The sequence below is a fragment of the Bradyrhizobium sp. 87 genome (assembly GCF_023073015.1).
Taxonomy (GTDB): domain Bacteria; phylum Pseudomonadota; class Alphaproteobacteria; order Rhizobiales; family Xanthobacteraceae; genus Bradyrhizobium; species Bradyrhizobium canariense_D.
The window spans coordinates 17,801-35,084 of record NZ_JADPIQ010000018.1 but is presented as its reverse complement, the minus strand read 5'-3'; the positions used below and the strand labels follow the sequence as shown (position 1 = coordinate 35,084).

Below are 17,284 nucleotides of genomic sequence, written 5' to 3'. Positions count from 1 at the left end.
GGCGTAAATGACGTATCTGATTGCATTGCTGGGCGCGATTATTTGCATCGTTATTTTGATGGGTTTCGTTCGCGCCTATGATCGACACCTGAAAGATCTTCCAGGTCCTTGGATCATGGACGAGGCTCGTTCGAATGACTGAAAGGCACAACGCGCCCCGCAGGTATTTCGTTGATGCGCAAGGGAAGCGGGTGCTGATAGGGCTGTCGCTTCCGGAAACGGCGGAGTTCGAAGCGCTGGACATCACATCGGGAGAGACGGTTCAAATCGGTCCGGGCGATGGGGCCGCCGCGGCGCACGAAGCTCGATGGCTTGAGCTTTATTCGAAACACGAAGGAGCCTGGCGGGCGTGGATCGTACAAAGCCAGGCGGAGCAGCCACAAGATTCAAGCTTTGTTAACTATGTCTGACCGATGTTAGCGGTCCAAATCTCGAACGTGGGATGGCCCAAATGTTTCAGCTGTTCCTGAGAGCGCGCGCACACAATTTTCTCAGCTCCCGCCGTGAGGACAAAGGCTTCAAGGCCCGTACCATCGAGCGCGATGCGGAGACGGACCGCGTTCGAATCGATGCCGTCATGGTCGCGATCGATACGGCATTGCGCGATGCGGAGAGGGAGCAGGTCGGCCTCGGACGACGTGTTGATGACGCACTCGCGCGTGCATCCGTCACTTTCGGAAACGGCACCGATGAATATCTCGAACGGGAGCCGATCGACAGTCATCATCAAGATCTCTTTGCCGCCGACATCTCCAACGGCCAGCGGCGGCTCAAGGAATTGGCAAACACCATCGCTCATCTGAGGTTTATCAGGACCGCGATGCTCACGCGCTTTCCGAACCTGAAGCCGCCGCAGCTCAATAGCTAGGATCGAGGGTTTGGCTCGGCACCCTTCCGTCTGCTAAACGCAGCAGGTTTGGGCACGATGGATATCTCGGTCCGAAAAGCATAATCTCTCGCTGAACAGCTTTGCCACGGGACAATTCGGGCGCCGCTTTGCCGTTTGGCTCTTCTGCCGGTTTTGATATGGTCCCGTCCAGCGTTCTCGGACGGATTGAAGGAGCGAGCCAGGTGATCTCCAGAAATTTGCAAAGGTCAATGGGATTGGCATTTGTTTTGGCTATTGGCGCGCCAGTAACGGCGTCGGCCGTCACTGTAGAAGTAGCGCGTGCATGCGACGCAGCTTTGGCCAAGGCCTTTCCTCCAAAGCAAATCGGCAATCCCGCTGCCGGCAGCGCAGGGACAGCCAAGGAGCGGCGCGATTATTTCAGCAAATGCGTCACGAACAACGGCAAGGTCGATGATGCGCCCGCGGATGCGCCTAAAGACGCCAAGGCCAAGAAATAAACGGAACGCGTCGCGCCACTTTAGCGTCGCGGCGGGCAGGGGGAGTAGAATGCGCCGTTCGTTGCATTGATGCGTTCGACGCATTGGTTGGGATCAGTCGGCGTCCCGGCCACCGTGAAGTCATAGCCCATACCTTTGACGACCACGACGTAGCGACCCGGCGAAAGCGTAAAGCCGTCCTGCTCCGGCTGCAGCGATAGCATTCTCGGCTGATCCTCGACCGGACCTACTTTGTAAGGGAAGGACATGCTGCGGATGACCCAGGTGTCGCCGGCAGAGACCATGGCCGCTTTCCCGGTTGCATCGACGCCCATCGCTCGGGAGACTTTTGCGACTACTCGAACCTCGGTCCCGGTTGCATCGACACCACCGTCGGGCCTGAAAACAATGAAGCTGACATCTCCGCTTGTCAGGGTCGTCGCGCTCGGTGTGGTGATTGCTGCTGAGATCGCGACACGACGATCCGGAATCTTCCCGGGGACCGGCTTGAGCTCCTGGAGCTGGCCCTGGCTCAGGGCGTAGACGCCGAAGGTCGTTGGCAACGGCATCGAGGGTTGCGCAGGCGTCACCGGCTCCTTCGGTTGATCCGGTGTCCGTTCGACGCTCTCACCGCTCGATGGAGTCACAGCCCCGGTGGAGTGAGGCTCGGGGCTTGTGGAGGTGCGCTTGGACAGCGTCGCGGACTGCCACAATGCGAGGGATTGTGTCCTCAACCGCGGCCAATAAGTAACCGCCGCGCTGGCACCGGCAATGACGACCAGGATGGCGGCTAATCGGATGAGGGAGTTGAGGATGCCGCTTCGCCGAGATTGGTCGGGCGGGCTTGGCGGTGCGACAGAACCGCGCCCTGTTTCCGCAGGCTTCGGGACGGGCGGCGAGGGCGGAACGGGCGCCAGATGCGGAACGGGCTGAGGAGCCGGGGGACTGGGTGGCGACTGATGCGAAGCGACGTCTAGCGCCAACTCCGGCGCTTTGGACAGCGCGTCGCGCTCGCTACGGTCAAATGAAAGCTCAACCTCCCGGATGGCGCGCTCAAGCACTTGCTGGAGCTCGCGGGACTCCCGTGCGTCGCCATGCGTTAATTGTTCCAGAAGCTTGATGCGAGCCAGCTCGTATACGATTTCGCGGATCTGCCGGGGGTCGCTGGATATGTCGCGAATCCGCCCGGACAGGAGACGCACAAACCCGGCCTTGATCGCGTGCATATTTGGCGCGCCGGCGGCGGTGTCGCTGGGGTCGGTCATCAAGGCCGATCAAGTAACCCGGAACAGGCTGTTTCGCTAGGCTTTTCCGCGTCAAAATCCTATCTCGGCGAAAGCCGCTCTGATCGCCAGCCTTGCAAGAGCCCATGGTCGAACAGCTTCGGGGGCTTGCTTTTGGGCAGAAAGCTGTGACAGTTCGACGAGCTCCTCTTTCCGGTATTTTGATCATGCGCGACGGTTTCATAGCACTCACGTTTGTGGCTCTCCTGGTGCAACCTTCTTTTGCACAAGGGACCAAGGACAAAGCCAATTTGACGAGCACCAGCATCGTGACCACCCCTACGAAGAAAACCCAAACGGCCCAGAGCGCCTCACGACCCACCGCCACCCGAAACCTGGCGCCGGGCAAGCTGCCGAGCGGGATGGCGGCTCAGGGGGTCTGGAGAGACGGCAAGTTGATCGCCGTGCCTCGGCAATGACGACCCAAGCAACCGTGAAGGAACGGTGATCGCCTCCCGATGTTCTCGCTTGGGAGACATCTTATGAAACGATTAGTCCTGACCGCGTTTACGCTTCTTGTGACGGCAAGCACGTGGGCCCTCAGCGCTCGGGCCCAGGGGGTCAATGATCCATCGACCCCCGATCGAAATGTAATTATCGTCAATCCCTCGCAGCCCGCGCCGAGCACGGCTACGCGGAATATTCCGAGCCAGATTCAGCCGCCTCTGGTCAGTGGAGGGCGCGCGCGCCCCTATTACGGCAACAGAACGCGGACTAGTGGGTCGAGCAGGCGTTAGTCTGGCTACTGTACGTTGGGTGTCATTCCGCCGCCGGCGGGGAAGTTGCTGGATTTGAGCGCCATCCCACTGACGCGAAAGCGGACATTTCCTGCCAGATACAGATAGTCCGACGTCGTGCTGCTGACGGTCCGCACCTCGACATAGGTCAGTGTGATCGAACCCACGCTTGGGGTTACCTGGGTGATGTCGACAAACCGAGCTCCCGGGAAAAGCTTCTGGTCCAGGCCATAGAAGATCTTTTCCCGCTCCGACCACAGCACGAAGTGACCCCCGGTCTTCTGATCGACGGCTTCGTATTGCGTATGGATCACTTGCGGGTATTCGATCTGGCCTGCTGTCGCAAAGTGAGTGCCTAAAAAGATCACCAGAACCAGGAAAGTAACGTTGCGGACCACTGGTCAATATCCTCGCGAGCTAAAGCACGAAGCTTGCCCGCGATTTGGCTTTCGTGCAATCGGCAAACGTATAGATTGAAGGGAATGGACGAGAAGTTTCCGGCCCTTGCTCGTTCTTCTCGCTCTGCCCTGGAGTTACAGCGTGCCAACCGCGCGACCTCACACCTTTCTAGCTCATGCCAGGCGGCTTGGGCACCTGGCCGGAGTGGTCCTGACCGTTGCCGGTGCAATCGACTTCGGTCTCGCCAATCCGCCCTCGTGTTTTGCGCAGACCGAACCGGAGCCCTCGGTCAGCGACTATCTTCCACCAAGCGAGCCGGAAGTCAGCCGTGACGAGTGGCGTCAGCGTATCGAAGATGCGCGGCGACGAGCCAAGGAGCTCTCGCGCGAGCGGCGGGACCATCCAGAGCTCTATAAACCGGTCCCGGAGGATCCGGACCTTGTCGCGACCGAACGCCTCCTCAACGACGACAGCCTGCAGCGCGGCGACATCGTCTCGACCAAGAAGGGCATGTTCGTCTACCAGGGGCGACCGGATCAACCGCGCCGTGAGCGGGATTTCGTGCCGATCGCACCAAAAGCGACGCGCTGAAAAATTGACTGCAAGCCAGCAGGCTAACTCGCGCTCGAACTTCAGTACCGCCGCAAAATCTGATTGAACTTGGGATCGGTCCCCTGCGTGGTCTCCAGAAGCAGCGACTTGCCTTGCGGCGTGGCCTGCAGGTAGGCAGCGATCAGGAGCTGCTCGTAGCGAGAGCGGTTGGCAAGCGCCGCGCGGACGTCCGATTGCGCCAGCAGCTTGATCTCTTCGTCGGCTGCTGCCGCGTTCGATGTGACGGTTTGGAGCCGTGCGAAGGCGACGGCGATCGGCACCGCGCCGGCCAGGTAAGACATTTTCACTGCAGGCGTCGCCAGCTCACCCGCCTGCGTCTTCAGCGTGCCGAGCGTCAGCCAAAGCGCGGGCCGGATGGGCGATACTTTCAGAGCCGCAACAACGGCATCCTGGGCAGCCTTGTTCTCGGCGGCCCTGCTGTTCACATCGGCTGCAGGACGGTGAAGAAAATCCGCGGCTTTGGCCGCCGCATAATTCGCCAGCAAGTCGCCGTCGAATGAAAGGGGCGCCAGAACGCCCGAAGCGGCTACGTTGACCTTCTCGGGCGGAAACTCGCCCAAGAACAAATCGCTCGCCCGAAAGTTCGACCGCGTGAGATCGCCGTAAAACCCCAATGCTGCGTAAAGCAGCAACATCACTGCGATGCAGGCGCCAATGATGCGAAGCAAGGTCATGCGGCTCATGATGAATTTCGATGCCCGTGTGGAAGGGCGCAGGAGTTGGCCAGCAACTCTGCAAAAGTCCTAAATTGCGAGCAGACTATCGCCCTGGATCGTGAGCAAGGTCAAGTTGCCGGTCGCGTAAGCGCCGGTGTCGATATTGATCCGGTTTGAGCGGATATCCGGGACGCTGACCGGGGTATGGCCGTGGACGATATATTTGCCGAAGCGTCTTTCGGACTCGAGGAATTCCTCGCGGATCCAGAGCAGATCCTCCTCCTTCTGACGTTCCAGGGCTACGCCCGGCTTGACGCCGGCGTGCACAAAGAAGAAGTCGCCACACGCGAAGGACGGGCGGAGCTGCTGAAGAAACGAAAGATGCTCCCGCGGAAGCGCCTGCCTCAACCCTTCGATCAATTCAATCTGCTGCTCCGGCGTCGGATTCATCGTCGGGTTGATGCCGTATGAAACAAGGGTCAGCAGGCCTCCGTAGCGACGCCATTCCTCCAGGCGCGCCGGGTCCTTGAGGACCTCGAGCAGGAACACCTCGTGATTGCCCTTGAGGCACACTGTCTCATGCGACTTCGAGCGCTCGATCAGGAGATCAATCACAGCGCGCGAGTCCGGGCCCCTGTCGACGTAGTCGCCAAGAAAGACCTGAATCGCTCGTTCGGGAGCGGAGCGGGCAAGGTCGGCGTCGATGACAGTTAAGAGCGACTGAAGCAGGTCGGCGCGTCCATGCACATCGCCGATGGCATAGATCCTCACGCCGTCGGGGAGCCGCGGCTTGACGTTCTTACGAAAACGCTTGGAAAGGCCCATCAGCTGGTCGAATCGGGTCTGGCGTCATGAATGGAGGGCATGGTCGCTCATAGCAGAACAAGTTACGCATCGGTATTCTTAATTGTTTCTGACGGAGTCGCAGCGGTTTTGATTAAAGGATCGCTCGGCTTTTGAGCCGGATTTCAAGACGTGTCCCGTAGCGTTTCCCCAACAAGAAATGGGGAGCGCGACATGCGCAAGACTTTAAAGTTCCTGGCGATTGCCGCCGCTCTGTTGGCTGGGGCGGCTCAACACAAGGCCGAGGCCGCCTTTGTCGGTGCGCCGTCGGCGTTGCGCGGCGCCATCCAGTACATCAAGTTCGACCAGCCGACCCTGGCGCCGATGGCTTTCACGCTCTTTTGCCTGAAGTACGAGGGCGAGTGTAAGCCGCGACCGCAGCAAATCGTGTTCAGGGGCGGACGTCTCAAGCTCACGGCCGAGCGCATGGCCCAGCTTCAGGAGGTCAATCGGCGGGTCAACAGCGCGATCCGACCCGAGCCTAATTTGGAGGGGCTGCGCGGCGAGAAGTGGCTGCTGCATCCCACCAGCGGCGACTGCAACGACTACGCCGTGACAAAACGCCACGATCTGATTGCCAAGGGCTTCCCGGCGCGATCGGTGTTGCTCAGCGAGGTCGTGACGACCTGGGGTGAGCATCATCTTGTGGTCGTGGTGCGCACGTTCGCCGGCGATCTCGTGCTGGATAACCTCACCGGGCACATCCTGCCCTGGTCGAAAAAGTCCTATCGGTGGGTCCGCATCCAAATGCCCAAGAACCCGACCTACTGGGCGTCACTGGCTGATCGCGACGTCTAACGACGAACGACTAATGACCCGTGCCGCGTGGGGACTGGGTGATGCTTTGGGACAAGCCGAGTCCCATGATCGTTGACAGGCAAAGGATTGCTGCCGGATGCAGCAGTCCTGAACCGGCGAAGCCCTCAACCAGCGCGAAGACAAGGCAGGCCGCGGCCGCCGCAGGGAAGAACGAGTCGCGGCCGCGCTGCAAAGCCCCCAAAAACAAGCGGCCCAAAGCCAACATGCCCGCCAGCAGCGCGGCGGAAAAACCGATCCATCCGGTATCCGCGAAGATGGCAAAAGCCGTCGAGGGCGCCATCAAAGCCGCGCCGGAATCGCTTTGGTAGATCCTGCCAACGGCAGAAAAGGTGCCTGCCCCCGCACCGAACCACCTGGTGTCGGCCAACATTCGCTCCAGCGCGGCTCTGGTTTCGGCCCCCACCTCCGCGACGAGCCGCAAAAGAATCGGCCCTGCATTCTTTTCGAACAAGAAGCTCAGGACAATGATCGCTCCGACCAGCGCGGCTAAGGACAGCGCGCCTGCGGCCAACGGGGATAGGTCGATCCTTCGAATGACAAGGATCAGCAACATCAACACGAGGCCAAAGGCCGCGGCGATCGCGCTGTTCGTCCCCGACAAGCCAAAAACCGCGACCGCGCTGGCCAGAGCGCCCACAAGGCCGCAAAGGCCGATGGCGACCGATCGAACGACCGAGTGGCGCGTTTCGGCCCGCTCGGCGGCCAGCTGCATGACGGCTATATTAAGCATGACGCCAAGACCGGCCATCGTTGTCGCCAGGTCGGAAGGAACGGCGGTTGCAAGGGCGGATGAGAACGGACGCAAATCCAAGGTCAGAGCCGACACCGCTGTTACCCCGCTCAGCACGAACAGCACCAGTTCGGCACGGCTGCGGTCACGGACCACGACGATGGTCACGCTGAGCAACGAGATCGCTGCGAGGGCTTGAAACAGCGCATTCAGGGTGAGGCCGAGATCCGCCGTCACTGGCCCAAGCGACAGGCCAGCCAGAGCATCGTGGCTGCTCGCCCAGATCGGATGCGCCCAACTCAGCCACAGCGGCACCAGCTGAGCCGCGATACAAAGGGGAATGCCGATCAGGATCCAACGGCCCCAGACCGTGGCACGCAGATAGTGCTCGTAGTCGGCCTTTCGTGCGCTGAAGACCGCTGCAAATAGCCCCAGGGCCGTAGCCGTCATCCCGAGCTGTACGCCGAATTTGGCGCCGGCAATGTCGAGAGCGGATGCAGAAACAAGGCAAACGATGAGGGCAAAATAAGCGAAGGACAAACGTGCGCCTGGAAGGAATCCTGAAAGGGTCAGTCACCATACAAGCCGGAGGCTGGTTTTCAAACAGAGCTCTGCAGCCAACAGCTCCCAGCCCCACCTCACATCAACGGAGCGTCGCCTGCGGGGGGTCAGGCGGCCACAGAGGTCAGCGGGCGGTCTTGAGCGGCCGGGCAAACACGCGAGCGGCACGACCAGCGGCGAGAGCAAAGCGGGTGGCCGAGCCAAAGAGATAACCGGCTTGGAGCGCGATGGCCGCGAACACGACGCCCTTCAGGCCGTCAAGAAAGCCCAGATTGGCGATCCAGCCGACCGGGATCGCAGCGAGCAGCGTGACGAAGGTCAGCGGCAGGAGCACCAGGACGCGAAAACGCTGGCCCAGAACTGCGCCCACCAGAAAGCTGAAGATCAAAAGCTCGGTCATCCGAAACACTCCGTGCTCCGGACCTTAGGTTCCCCACCCTAAAAAGACCCTTAAGTCGTATGGCTAAATTTTGTCTATTGGCCGCAACTGGCCGCCAGGGAATTATAGGCTTCGCGAAGCCCGTTCAGGACCACCACGCCTTTGATTTCGGTGTCACTTTCCTTCACCACCACGGAAAGCGAGGGCGTCGTCTGCCACTTACCGGCCGCGAACGCAGAAACTTCGTCGGGTAATAGGACGGCAGCGCCGGCCGCCGCCATGCTGGCCTCGAACGTCTGGGTACCGCCGCCAGTTGAGGAGATCGTCACTCGCGGGTGGCTCCGTGGCGGGAAGGGCCGGATCAAGGCGACCAACACGTCGATCTTGCCCTTGGGAGCGCAGCGGACGATCAGGCCGGCGAACTCCGGGTCAGACTGCATCGTCTCGGCTGTCTTGGAAATGGAAGCGAAGCTCTCGCCCTCTTTGGAGCCTTGGGCGCGGGCGAATTTCCAAATCGAGGATGGGTTTGCGATCTCAATGAAAGGGCGCCCCGGGGGGTCGTATCCCGGTCCGGCGAGCAACCATCCTGTCAGTGCAAGGGAAAGAATCGACAAGAGCAACGCCGGAACTCCTCATGAGACGGCCGGAGCAATACCAGACATACGCGGGGGTGAGAACGCCTCGCTCACCGGTTGAGCGGTTGCCTATCGATCAGGCACACGAATTACAACAAACAGTCACAAAGGGTTAGCGGGGTTCCGAAGTAGTGGCGCGGGCGCAACACCGGCGGACTCATTGCGCCGGTAAACATCGGTTTCGGCGTGGAACCCTTGTCGCGCGGTCCGCTAGCCCGTACCACTTTGAGGTAATTGGGACGATTGGGGCCGCGTTGATGCATTCCTTTGCTAAGACCTATTTATTCAAGCCCGCGTTTTTGGCCGTGGCGCTGGCGCTTGGCGCCTGCTCCACCAATCCAGGCTCCGGACCGTTAACGGATGACGTTAACAACAAGATCCAGACTGAGAATGCACCGGCCTATGAGCTGGTGCCGCTCAATCCGGCCACGGTGAAGATCCTGCACACCCACGAGCCCAAGGGGCTGGCCGGGGTGTTCACGGACCGGCGTCCGCCTGCCAGCATTGTGTTCGGCATCGGCGACGTTGTTGCGGTTACCATCTTCGAAGCCGCCGCGGGCGGCCTGTTCATCCCGGCGGAAGCCGGCGTCCGTCCGGGCAACTTTGTCACCATTCCGGATCAGTCGGTCGACAATGACGGCTTCATCACGGTGCCCTACGCCGGTCAGGTCAAGGCGGCCGGTCTCACTGCCGTACAAATTCAGCGCGCTATCGTCGAGAAGATCTCCAACCGCGCCATTGAGCCTCAGGTCGTGGTTGCGATGTCCTCGCAGCGGACCCAGCTCATCAGCGTTCTTGGCGAGGTCAATGCGCCGGCGCGTTATCCGGCGAGTGCCGCGGGTGCCAAGGACAAGGTGCTCGACGCGATCACCCGCGCTGGCGGCATCAAGGGCCAGGGCTTCGAGACCTGGGTCATGCTGGAGCGTGCCGGCAAGCGGGCGACCGTGCCGTTCGAGAATCTGGTCATGAGTCCGGAGAACAATATCTATGTTCGTCCGGACGACAGCGTCTACGTCTATCGCGAGCAGCAGAAGTTCCTGGCGTTCGGTGCCAGCGGACAGAGCGGCGAGTTCAACTTCGACGCCTGGCGCATCAACCTCGGCGAAGCGGTCGGCAAGGCCGGTGGCCTTTTGGATGGTCAAGCCGATCCGGCTGCGGTGTATCTCTATCGCCGCGAGCCGCGTGAGGTTGCTGCCCAGCTTGGCATCGACGTCAGCAAGTACACCTCTGAGACGATCCCGGTCATCTTCAACGTGAACTTCCGCGATCCGGGTGGCTTCTTCCTGGCCACCAAGGTCATGATGAAGAATGGCGACGTGCTCTATGTCTCGAACTCGCGCAACGTCGAAACTGCCAAGTTCCTGCAGTTCCTGCGAGTGATCATGGCGACCGGCAGCGATGCCGTGAACCTCTCCAACGACGCCCTGATCTTCCGCAACAACATCAAGCTGGCGCCGTAAGGCCGTAGCCAACCTGATCCGCGAAACGATGGCACCGGGGCTTTGTCCCGGTGCCATTTTCGTTTAGCGAAGGCGACGCAGTTCGGGTTATGGATCAAGGCACCACTGAGCAAGGCGTGCCGATCATCGGTCACCCCGCAGTGTTGCGAGGGGCGTCATGCGCTTTCGACGACGAGCATTCTGGTGTTTTCTGACCCTCATCATCGGGGGTCCTGTTTTGCTCGAGCAGGCTGCCGCTGCGGCGGGGGAGTTCGGAGTACGCCACCGGATCGATGTCGTGGTCTCTGCCGAGCCCGACGCGCCGATCTTTCAGCGCCTTCGGGGTGCCAAGGGGGAAGTTTCATTCACAGTGCGCCTGTCGGCGAATTCCAAGGAGAGCCGGTTCTTCGGGATGCTGCACCCCTCCTTCTCGGATATCGTTGTGCCTGAAGGAGCGGGCAAACCTCTCGTCCCACAAACAAAGCTATGGGAGGAGGAGGTCTGCCATCAGCGGCGGGGCTTGCCCAAGGTGACGGTCACTCGACTCGCCGGGCATTTCGGCGAGGAGGGGGGGCGTATCGAGATATCCGGCATTAATCGCCACATAGGCAATCTGGTGCCACCCGACGAATTAACCCCTGGAATAAAGCTCGATCAGGGGAGTGATAACGTTGGGCTATTCTACGGCTTCCGGGCGCAGACCCGGATCAGCCGCTTGAATGTGGATCTGAAGATCTATCCGATCGATTGCTTCCTCTAGGTTCAAGCAAAGCACGCAAGAACAACGATGCGCCTTTGGCTACCCAACATCGACTGGTTCAGAATTCGCTGGTCGTGGAGCTTGCCCGCGACCTTCATCCTGTTCTTCGTGGTGGCTGGCGCGCCGTTTCCGTTTGGCTCGACCAATGATCTGTCGATCGCGTTTTGGTGTCTCTGCCTCGGGATCGCGGTGATCTTCGCGCCCACGCGGGACTTGCGAAAGCCGCACATGTGGATGATCGCTGGTGTCGGAGTCATCGTCGCCGGATACGTTTTTGTGCTGCACGAACAGCTCTCCGACCACCCATGGGTCGCGCCGTTCCAGCCGATCTGGAAGCAAGCGTCGGATCTGTTAGGCGTGCCAATTGCCCCTTCGGCATCGATCGTCAAGAACGAGGCATTCTTCGCGCTGGGGGCGCCGCTCACCAATATTCTTGCGATCCTGCTTGGGATCACGGTTGGTGCTGACCGCGAGCGCGCGCGACGCATGTTGTGGGTCATCGCCGTCTCCGGCAGCCTTTACGCGCTTTATGGCGTCGCTTCGTTCCTGATCGAGCCCACCATGATCCTGTGGCGGGACAAGACGGCCTATATGGGCAGCGTCACCGGCACCTTCATCAACCGCAACACGGCGGCCGCATATTTTGGCTCTTGTGCGGTGCTCTGGATGCTGTTGATCCTTGAGAAGATCCGCCGGCGTCTCGCAGAGCGGCACATCGAGTGGCGGCGCGTTTGGCGCGACGTCGCCGAGATACCCCCGCGCGAGATCCTGCCGCATCTCGGAGCGCTGTTGATCTGTCTGATGGCGATGTTCATGACCGGCTCGCGCGCCGGCGTCAGCCTGTCGCTGCTCGCGATGATCGCCTCGTTCACCGTGTTCCTGCGCAAGGATCTGCCGCCGCGGACCGGAATTTGGATCTCGCTCGGCTCAGGCCTGGTGGTGGCGCTCGGCCTGATGCAGCTGCTCGGCGGCCGCGTCTCCAGCCGGTTCGACAGCCAGGGCCTGGTCGACGAGGGCCGCATCGAGGCCTGGAAGTCCACGCTGAAGATCATCGCCGACAATCCCTGGTTCGGGACCGGCATGGGCACCTTTCAATGGGCCTTCCCGCCCTACCGCAGCCCCAACATCTCGATTCGCGGAATCTGGGATATCGCCCATTCCACGCCGCTGGAGCTCGCCTCCGACGTCGGCATCCCCATGGCGCTTTTGGTGGCGGCCGGATGGGCGGTCATGTTCGTCATCCTGGGCCGCGGCGTGTTCGCAAGGCGGCGGGACGCCATCATCCCGCTGGCGGCGGCGGCGACCGCGAGCCTGTCGCTGCTGCATTCCTGCCTGGACTTCACGCTCCAGATCCCCGGTTATTCCATTCCGTTCTTTGCGCTTTTCGGCGCTGGCCTTTCGCAATCGTTCCGCTCGACCGAGGCGGCGCGACAGCAAGGCGAGGCGATCGCCGCACCGGACCAGCAGGGGCGCCGGACCGGCTCTGCGCGGGGCCTGCGCCGCGCCCGCGCGCTTCACAAAACTGTCTAGTTTTGAAGCAGTTGCGCCATTTACGAAGTCTTTAGAATAAGTGGACAGCGATTTGCTCTTCCGCTAGGTTCCGACACGACACAGCCACTTGCCCGGGCCGAGACGTAAAGTGGGCAGCCGTTTTTTGGAGGTTTATTATGAGCGTTATCAAGATTGCGCTTCGCATGGCTGCGGCCGCGGCCCTGGCCGCGACGATTTCGAGCGCCGCGAGCGCCGCCGTCTATCCGCCGCAGCGCCAGCTGCCGGCCACGGTCATTTCCGAGTTCAAGGCGACACCAGGCACGCTGTTGACGCAATTTCCGGCCGGTGCGCAGCTGATCTCGCGCGTGCGCGACCTCGGCGCGTCTGATCCGACCACGCTTCCGGCCCTGATCGCGCTCCTCAAGGACCCCGCGACCACCAAGGACCAGATCCGCGCGATCACCGCCGGCCTCGCCCAACTCGCCCGCATGGCGGCGGTGGCCGACCAGGCTTTCGCCACTGAGATCCAGGCGGCGATCGCCGGCACCAACAACCCCGACGTGATCGCAGCCTACCAGGCCGCAACCGGCGACGTCGCGATCGCGGCGGCCGGCGGTGGTGCAGGCGGCGGCGGCTCCGGCGCGGGCGGTCCCACGGGAGCGGGCGGTTTTGCGAACGGCGGACAGGGCGGCACCACCAGCACGTTCGGCGGCCTGCACTACGCGACGCAGGTCAGTGGCGGCGCCTCGGGCGGCGTGAGCGGCACCACCAACGCCGCCAATCGTATCAGCGACCGCTGACCGTATTTGCCCGGAGGCCACAAGCCTCCCGGCTGCCTTATTCGCGATCCAGTCAAAGCGGCGCTTCATCGCGCCGCTTTGCTTTTTGCCATTAAGCTTCCCACAAGATCCCAGCCCAGCGGTACGTTGCGCCGCATCAACAACGTTCAATTGCAGCCGGCATTGTGCTAGGCTTCCCTTCGACGCGAGGTTTGCAGATCAAGTTCGCTTCGAGATGCCGCGGAGCTGTTGGCAGACCACCAATTCTTAACAAAATCTTTCCATTTCAGGAATTGCCGGATGTTGCAGGTGAACAAGCCGACCTCGGAAATCAACCGTGATTTCGCCGAGGCTGACGGTTCTCCGTCCCAGACGCTGACCTCCTATCTCGACATTATCAGGCGTCAGTTCCCGACCATCATCGCGATCGTGTCGGCTTGCGTGATCCTGGCGCTGCTCTATCTCTTCACTGCCGCGCCGCTGTTCACCTCAACCGCCGCGATGGTGATCGACACCCGCAAAGTGCAGCTGTTTCAGCAGCAGTCGGTGCTCGGTGACATCGCGGTCGATTCGGCAACCATCGAAACCCAGGTCGAGATCCTAAAATCCGAGAACATCAGCCTCGCCGTGATCCGCGACCTCCACCTCACGGAGGATCCGGAGTTTACCGGCAGCGGCGCCGGCCTAGTCGGCGCGATCGCCGGCTCAATCTCTAGCTTGTTCTCCTCCGGCCAAGCGTCCTCGGAATTCGAGCTGACCCGCAAGGCGCTGGAGCGTTTCGCAAGCAACCGCACCATCAAACGTCTCGGCCTCACATATGTCATGGAGATCGGCTTCACCTCGCGCGATCCGCAGAAGGCCGCGCACGTCGCCAACGCCATCGCCGACGCGTACATTGTTGATCAGCTCGAGGCGAAGTATCAGGCCACCCGTCGCGCCAGCGTTTGGCTGCAGGATCGTATCAAGGAGCTGCGCACCCAGGCCTCCGCCGCACAAAAATCGGTGGTGGATTTCAAGATCGCCAACAATATCGTCGACAGTGGCGGCCGGCTGATGAACGAGCAGCAGCTCGCCGAAGTCAATAGTCAGCTAGTGATGGCGCATGCAGGGACTGCCGAGGCCAAGGCGCGGATGGACCGCATCAACGACATCCTCAAGCAGGAGATTCCGGACGCCAGCGTCGCCGATGCCCTGAAGAACGAGACCATCGTCAAGCTGCGCGGGCAATATGTCGACATGGCCTCCAAGGAATCGATCTGGGCGATGAAATACGGCTCGGATCACCTCGCCGCGGTCAATCTTCGCCGCCAGATGGCCGAGATCAAGAAGAACATCATCGACGAGCTGAGGCGCATCCAGGAGTCATACAAGAGCGACTACGACATCGCGATGACACGCGAGGAGGCCATCAAGTCGAGCCTTGCCAACGTCGTCTCGGAATCGCAATTAACAAGCCAGGCGCAGATCCAGCTCCGCGAACTCGATAGCACCGCGCAGAGCTACCAGGCCATGTACGACAACTTTCTCCAACGCTACATGGAGAGTGTCCAGCAGCAATCGTTCCCGATTACCGAAGCGCGCGTGATTAGCGCTGCGACGACGCCGTTGATCAAGAGCGCGCCGAAGTCGCTGATCATCCTCGGGGCCGCGTTGCTCGGCGGCATGATGATCGGTTTCGGTACCGCCATGGCCCGCGAGCTCTCCGACAAGGTGTTCCGGACCACGGGGCAGGTCGAGGAGCAACTCGGCGCTAACTGCATCGCGATCCTTCCGGCGCTTGGGCCTCAACCGTCCGCACCCACCGTGCCCAGCAAGCTCGGTCGTCAGAAAAGAAATCCCGGCCCGGACTTTCTGCGCTATGTCGTCGACAATCCGCTGTCGCGCTTCTCAGAGGCGGTGCGCTCGTTGAAGGTGGCGGTAGATCTCAACTCCATTGTGCGCGAGAATCGGGTGCTCGCCGTGACATCGACCCTACCAAACGAGGGCAAGAGCACGCTCTCGACCAACCTTGCTCAGCTGATCGCTCATGGCGGCGCTCGGGTTATCCTGATCGACGCGGATCTGCGCAACCCCTCGCTCTCGCGTGCCCTGCTGCCGGATGCTCAGGCCGGTGTTGTCGACGTGGTCGCGCAACGTTCCAATCTCGAAGACGTTGTTATGATCGATCCGCAGACTAAGCTCGCAATCCTACCTGCTGGCAATACCTCGAAGCTGCTGCATACCAACGAGGTGCTCGCGTCAAAGGCGATGCGCGATCTTATTGCCCTGCTGCGTACAAAATATGATTACATTGTGCTTGACATGCCACCGATGGCGCCGGTGGTGGATGTGCGCGTCACCTCAAATTACGTGGATTCGTATCTTTTTGTGGTGGAGTGGGGCAAGACTAAGATCGATGTCGTCAAGCACAATTTGCGCAACGCGCCGGAGATACAGGATAAGCTGCTGGGCATCGTGCTGAACAAAGCCGACACGAAGCTTCTCGCGCGCTATGAGTCCTATCACGGTCGTTATTATTATCAGAAGTATTACGCACGTTACGGCTATGTGGAATAGGAATCCCACGGTGCAAAGAGCGTGGGTGCGTGGGTTGATGCTAGCACTTGGGTTTGCGGGCCTGGTATGGTCATCGAGTAGCATGCCCTCATTCTCTTTGACCGTGCCTCTGCACGATATTGTCGCGCGCATCATTGGCGATGAACGCTTTAAGTCCGAAGCTCTCGTCGAAATCCTGTCGCGCATGCATGCCACCGAACAGCACATTATGCACCCTGAATTCCTGCGAATGGAGGCCGTTATTACGTTTCGTATTGCCGAGGTGGCCATGCCACGGGCGGGCTCTGATGCCGCCGACCTCGCGATGGAAGCCGGCAAGAACAAGGTGAGGAGCGCGCTTTGTATGGCACCGACCGACGCCTTCCTGTGGCTGATGCTGTACTCTGTCGAATTGGAGCGCAATGGCTTGGAGGCGAGGACGACCCGATTTCTGGATCAATCCTACGCAGCCGGGCCCTTGGAAGGCTGGATTTCCCTCCGACGCAATAAGCTTGCACTTAGCGCTTTTGCGCGATTGGACGAGGCAGTGCAAATCCAAGTGATGGCAGAATTCGCCCACATGGTCGATAGCAATTTTACCGAAGTCGCCGCACTAAATTTGATGGGAGTTGGGTGGGCTCGGAGAGAACAGCTGCTGAGGAGCCTTACGGACGTGGACACGATTCCGCGAGAGGCGTTTGCAAAGATATTGTTACGTGAGGGTCTGAAGGTCAATGTGCCTGGCGTGGAGATAGACGAGAGGCCATGGCATTGATCGCAAGAACTATCACCCGGGCCACGTGCGTGCTGACAGCATTGGCATTGCTCCACGCTGGATGTTTTGCGCAGTCGGTCCCCGAACGTGCTCCAAGACTCACCATGCAAGGGGCTGCTGCGGAAGCGCAATCGCGCATCATTCGCGATGCCCTTGGACGACCGTGCCTTGATGTTGAAGCGGCCGCACGTACACACGCGATCAATCCGGATCTCGTCGATCACGTCATTAGCGTAAAGAACAATTGTCCTCGAAAGATCGAGGCGAAGATTTGCTATCTAGGCTCCGATCGGTGCAATTCAGTCACGGTAGACGGCTTCAAGCGCGTTGATACGATACTCGGATCCGCGAACAAGGTTAGGTTCTTCCGCTACTCCGTTTTGCAAAAGTAGCTGGAGAAAACGCGTTTTCGGGAATGAGAACTGAGTTTCGCTAGTTGGCGTGACGCAATGAAAACCGTGTTTGCAAAACGATCTGGCGAGGAAGACCCTCGGAAGATGGCTGGGTGCAAGTCTACCAGCGTAC

General features: G+C 60.5%; 21 protein-coding genes. 14 read left to right on the top strand and 7 right to left on the bottom strand.

The genetic code is table 11. The annotated features are described in order from the left end of the window. Nucleotides 1-7: 7 nt before the first annotated feature. The 4 genes from IVB50_RS42370 (at nucleotide 8) to IVB50_RS03665 (ending at nucleotide 1,347) form a co-directional block, all read left to right on the top strand. The gene (locus IVB50_RS42370) at nucleotides 8-142 is read left to right on the top strand and encodes a hypothetical protein (protein ID WP_256464949.1); all 135 of its coding nucleotides are present in this window, start codon (nucleotides 8-10) and stop codon (nucleotides 140-142) included. Then, nucleotides 135-410 carry a hypothetical protein gene (locus IVB50_RS03675; protein ID WP_018456121.1) on the top strand — a complete coding sequence of 92 codons (276 nt, stop codon included), beginning with the start codon at nucleotides 135-137 and terminating at the stop codon, nucleotides 408-410. Before IVB50_RS42370 ends, IVB50_RS03675 begins: the two co-directional genes overlap by 8 nt. Nucleotides 411-451: 41 nt before the next feature. Then, nucleotides 452-868 (top strand): hypothetical protein, encoded by a 417-nt coding sequence (locus IVB50_RS03670; protein ID WP_018456120.1) that lies wholly within the window; start codon nucleotides 452-454, stop codon nucleotides 866-868. 203 nt (nucleotides 869-1,071) lie between these two features. Continuing rightward, the gene (locus IVB50_RS03665; RefSeq protein WP_083926416.1) at nucleotides 1,072-1,347 is read left to right on the top strand and encodes a hypothetical protein; all 276 of its coding nucleotides are present in this window, start codon (nucleotides 1,072-1,074) and stop codon (nucleotides 1,345-1,347) included. Between the two features lie 20 nt (nucleotides 1,348-1,367). Here IVB50_RS03665 and IVB50_RS03660 read toward each other — a convergent pair whose 3' ends face one another. Further along, nucleotides 1,368-2,591 (bottom strand): hypothetical protein, encoded by a 1,224-nt coding sequence (locus IVB50_RS03660; protein ID WP_247294517.1) that lies wholly within the window; start codon nucleotides 2,589-2,591, stop codon nucleotides 1,368-1,370. A 104-nt stretch (nucleotides 2,592-2,695) separates the two neighbouring features. Here IVB50_RS03660 and IVB50_RS03655 point away from each other — a divergent pair, with 104 nt between their 5' ends. Then, nucleotides 2,696-3,028: a hypothetical protein gene (locus tag IVB50_RS03655; RefSeq protein WP_231188852.1), complete on the top strand. Its 333-nt coding sequence runs from the start codon at nucleotides 2,696-2,698 to the stop codon at nucleotides 3,026-3,028. Between the two features lie 323 nt (nucleotides 3,029-3,351). Here the strand turns inward: IVB50_RS03655 and IVB50_RS03650 are convergent, their stop codons facing one another. Continuing rightward, nucleotides 3,352-3,744 (bottom strand): hypothetical protein, encoded by a 393-nt coding sequence (locus IVB50_RS03650; protein WP_204513756.1) that lies wholly within the window; start codon nucleotides 3,742-3,744, stop codon nucleotides 3,352-3,354. A 205-nt stretch (nucleotides 3,745-3,949) separates the two neighbouring features. Between IVB50_RS03650 and IVB50_RS03645 the strand changes: the two genes are divergently transcribed. After that, nucleotides 3,950-4,336, top strand: a complete 387-nt coding sequence (locus IVB50_RS03645; protein WP_231188851.1) for a hypothetical protein — start codon at nucleotides 3,950-3,952, stop codon at nucleotides 4,334-4,336. Nucleotides 4,337-4,377: 41 nt separating this feature from the next. Here the strand turns inward: IVB50_RS03645 and IVB50_RS03640 are convergent, their stop codons facing one another. Together IVB50_RS03640 and IVB50_RS03635 are read right to left on the bottom strand one after the other, a co-directional pair. After that, entirely contained in the window at nucleotides 4,378-4,917 is a 540-nt protein-coding gene (locus IVB50_RS03640) for a hypothetical protein (protein ID WP_231188850.1), read from the bottom strand. Nucleotides 4,918-5,100: 183 nt separating this feature from the next. Continuing rightward, the gene (locus IVB50_RS03635; RefSeq protein WP_085359805.1) at nucleotides 5,101-5,838 is read right to left on the bottom strand and encodes a metallophosphoesterase family protein; all 738 of its coding nucleotides are present in this window, start codon (nucleotides 5,836-5,838) and stop codon (nucleotides 5,101-5,103) included. Between the two features lie 192 nt (nucleotides 5,839-6,030). On the opposite strand from IVB50_RS03635, the gene IVB50_RS03630 reads away from it, so the two are divergent. Continuing rightward, nucleotides 6,031-6,654, top strand: a complete 624-nt coding sequence (locus IVB50_RS03630) for a transglutaminase-like cysteine peptidase (protein ID WP_085359807.1) — start codon at nucleotides 6,031-6,033, stop codon at nucleotides 6,652-6,654. 10 nt (nucleotides 6,655-6,664) lie between these two features. On the opposite strand, the gene IVB50_RS03625 is transcribed toward IVB50_RS03630, so the two are convergent. From IVB50_RS03625 to IVB50_RS03615, 3 genes are all read right to left on the bottom strand, one after another. Continuing rightward, entirely contained in the window at nucleotides 6,665-7,945 is a 1,281-nt protein-coding gene (locus IVB50_RS03625; protein ID WP_085359809.1) for a hypothetical protein, read from the bottom strand. 145 nt (nucleotides 7,946-8,090) lie between these two features. After that, nucleotides 8,091-8,366 (bottom strand): hypothetical protein, encoded by a 276-nt coding sequence (locus IVB50_RS03620; RefSeq protein ID WP_247294515.1) that lies wholly within the window; start codon nucleotides 8,364-8,366, stop codon nucleotides 8,091-8,093. Nucleotides 8,367-8,440: 74 nt separating this feature from the next. After that, the gene (locus IVB50_RS03615) at nucleotides 8,441-8,959 is read right to left on the bottom strand and encodes a hypothetical protein (RefSeq protein WP_247294513.1); all 519 of its coding nucleotides are present in this window, start codon (nucleotides 8,957-8,959) and stop codon (nucleotides 8,441-8,443) included. Between the two features lie 278 nt (nucleotides 8,960-9,237). On the opposite strand from IVB50_RS03615, the gene IVB50_RS03610 reads away from it, so the two are divergent. The 7 genes from IVB50_RS03610 to IVB50_RS03580 all read left to right on the top strand — a co-directional run bounded on the left by IVB50_RS03610 (nucleotide 9,238) and on the right by IVB50_RS03580 (nucleotide 17,151). Further along, nucleotides 9,238-10,440 (top strand): polysaccharide biosynthesis/export family protein, encoded by a 1,203-nt coding sequence (locus IVB50_RS03610; protein WP_247294511.1) that lies wholly within the window; start codon nucleotides 9,238-9,240, stop codon nucleotides 10,438-10,440. Nucleotides 10,441-10,597: 157 nt separating this feature from the next. Continuing rightward, the gene (locus IVB50_RS03605; protein WP_247294509.1) at nucleotides 10,598-11,179 is read left to right on the top strand and encodes a hypothetical protein; all 582 of its coding nucleotides are present in this window, start codon (nucleotides 10,598-10,600) and stop codon (nucleotides 11,177-11,179) included. A 27-nt stretch (nucleotides 11,180-11,206) separates the two neighbouring features. Continuing rightward, the gene (locus IVB50_RS03600) at nucleotides 11,207-12,709 is read left to right on the top strand and encodes an O-antigen ligase family protein (protein ID WP_247294495.1); all 1,503 of its coding nucleotides are present in this window, start codon (nucleotides 11,207-11,209) and stop codon (nucleotides 12,707-12,709) included. Between the two features lie 137 nt (nucleotides 12,710-12,846). Beyond that, nucleotides 12,847-13,470, top strand: coding sequence for a hypothetical protein (locus IVB50_RS03595; protein ID WP_247294492.1), 624 nt, complete (start codon nucleotides 12,847-12,849; stop codon nucleotides 13,468-13,470). 279 nt (nucleotides 13,471-13,749) lie between these two features. After that, a complete protein-coding gene (locus IVB50_RS03590) occupies nucleotides 13,750-16,005 on the top strand; it encodes a polysaccharide biosynthesis tyrosine autokinase (RefSeq protein WP_247294488.1) in 2,256 nt (751 codons plus the stop codon). Nucleotides 16,006-16,087: 82 nt separating this feature from the next. Continuing rightward, nucleotides 16,088-16,759: a hypothetical protein gene (locus tag IVB50_RS03585; RefSeq protein ID WP_247294474.1), complete on the top strand. Its 672-nt coding sequence runs from the start codon at nucleotides 16,088-16,090 to the stop codon at nucleotides 16,757-16,759. After that, nucleotides 16,750-17,151, top strand: coding sequence for a hypothetical protein (locus IVB50_RS03580; RefSeq protein ID WP_247294457.1), 402 nt, complete (start codon nucleotides 16,750-16,752; stop codon nucleotides 17,149-17,151). Before IVB50_RS03585 ends, IVB50_RS03580 begins: the two co-directional genes overlap by 10 nt. The last annotated feature ends 133 nt before the right edge of the window (nucleotides 17,152-17,284 follow it).

Coding starts and splice junctions, on each gene's coding strand:
- IVB50_RS03635 (WP_085359805.1), bottom strand. CDS start 5,838: ATGGGCCTTTCCAAGCGTTTTCGTAAGAACGTCAAGCCGCGGCTCCCC.
- IVB50_RS03590 (WP_247294488.1), top strand. CDS start 13,750: ATGTTGCAGGTGAACAAGCCGACCTCGGAAATCAACCGTGATTTCGCC.
- IVB50_RS03620 (WP_247294515.1), bottom strand. CDS start 8,366: ATGACCGAGCTTTTGATCTTCAGCTTTCTGGTGGGCGCAGTTCTGGGC.
- IVB50_RS03610 (WP_247294511.1), top strand. CDS start 9,238: ATGCATTCCTTTGCTAAGACCTATTTATTCAAGCCCGCGTTTTTGGCC.
- IVB50_RS03670 (WP_018456120.1), top strand. CDS start 452: ATGTTTCAGCTGTTCCTGAGAGCGCGCGCACACAATTTTCTCAGCTCC.
- IVB50_RS42370 (WP_256464949.1), top strand. CDS start 8: ATGACGTATCTGATTGCATTGCTGGGCGCGATTATTTGCATCGTTATT.
- IVB50_RS03600 (WP_247294495.1), top strand. CDS start 11,207: ATGCGCCTTTGGCTACCCAACATCGACTGGTTCAGAATTCGCTGGTCG.
- IVB50_RS03675 (WP_018456121.1), top strand. CDS start 135: ATGACTGAAAGGCACAACGCGCCCCGCAGGTATTTCGTTGATGCGCAA.
- IVB50_RS03660 (WP_247294517.1), bottom strand. CDS start 2,591: ATGACCGACCCCAGCGACACCGCCGCCGGCGCGCCAAATATGCACGCG.
- IVB50_RS03605 (WP_247294509.1), top strand. CDS start 10,598: ATGCGCTTTCGACGACGAGCATTCTGGTGTTTTCTGACCCTCATCATC.
- IVB50_RS03630 (WP_085359807.1), top strand. CDS start 6,031: ATGCGCAAGACTTTAAAGTTCCTGGCGATTGCCGCCGCTCTGTTGGCT.
- IVB50_RS03595 (WP_247294492.1), top strand. CDS start 12,847: ATGAGCGTTATCAAGATTGCGCTTCGCATGGCTGCGGCCGCGGCCCTG.
- IVB50_RS03655 (WP_231188852.1), top strand. CDS start 2,696: ATGGTCGAACAGCTTCGGGGGCTTGCTTTTGGGCAGAAAGCTGTGACA.
- IVB50_RS03585 (WP_247294474.1), top strand. CDS start 16,088: ATGCCCTCATTCTCTTTGACCGTGCCTCTGCACGATATTGTCGCGCGC.
- IVB50_RS03580 (WP_247294457.1), top strand. CDS start 16,750: ATGGCATTGATCGCAAGAACTATCACCCGGGCCACGTGCGTGCTGACA.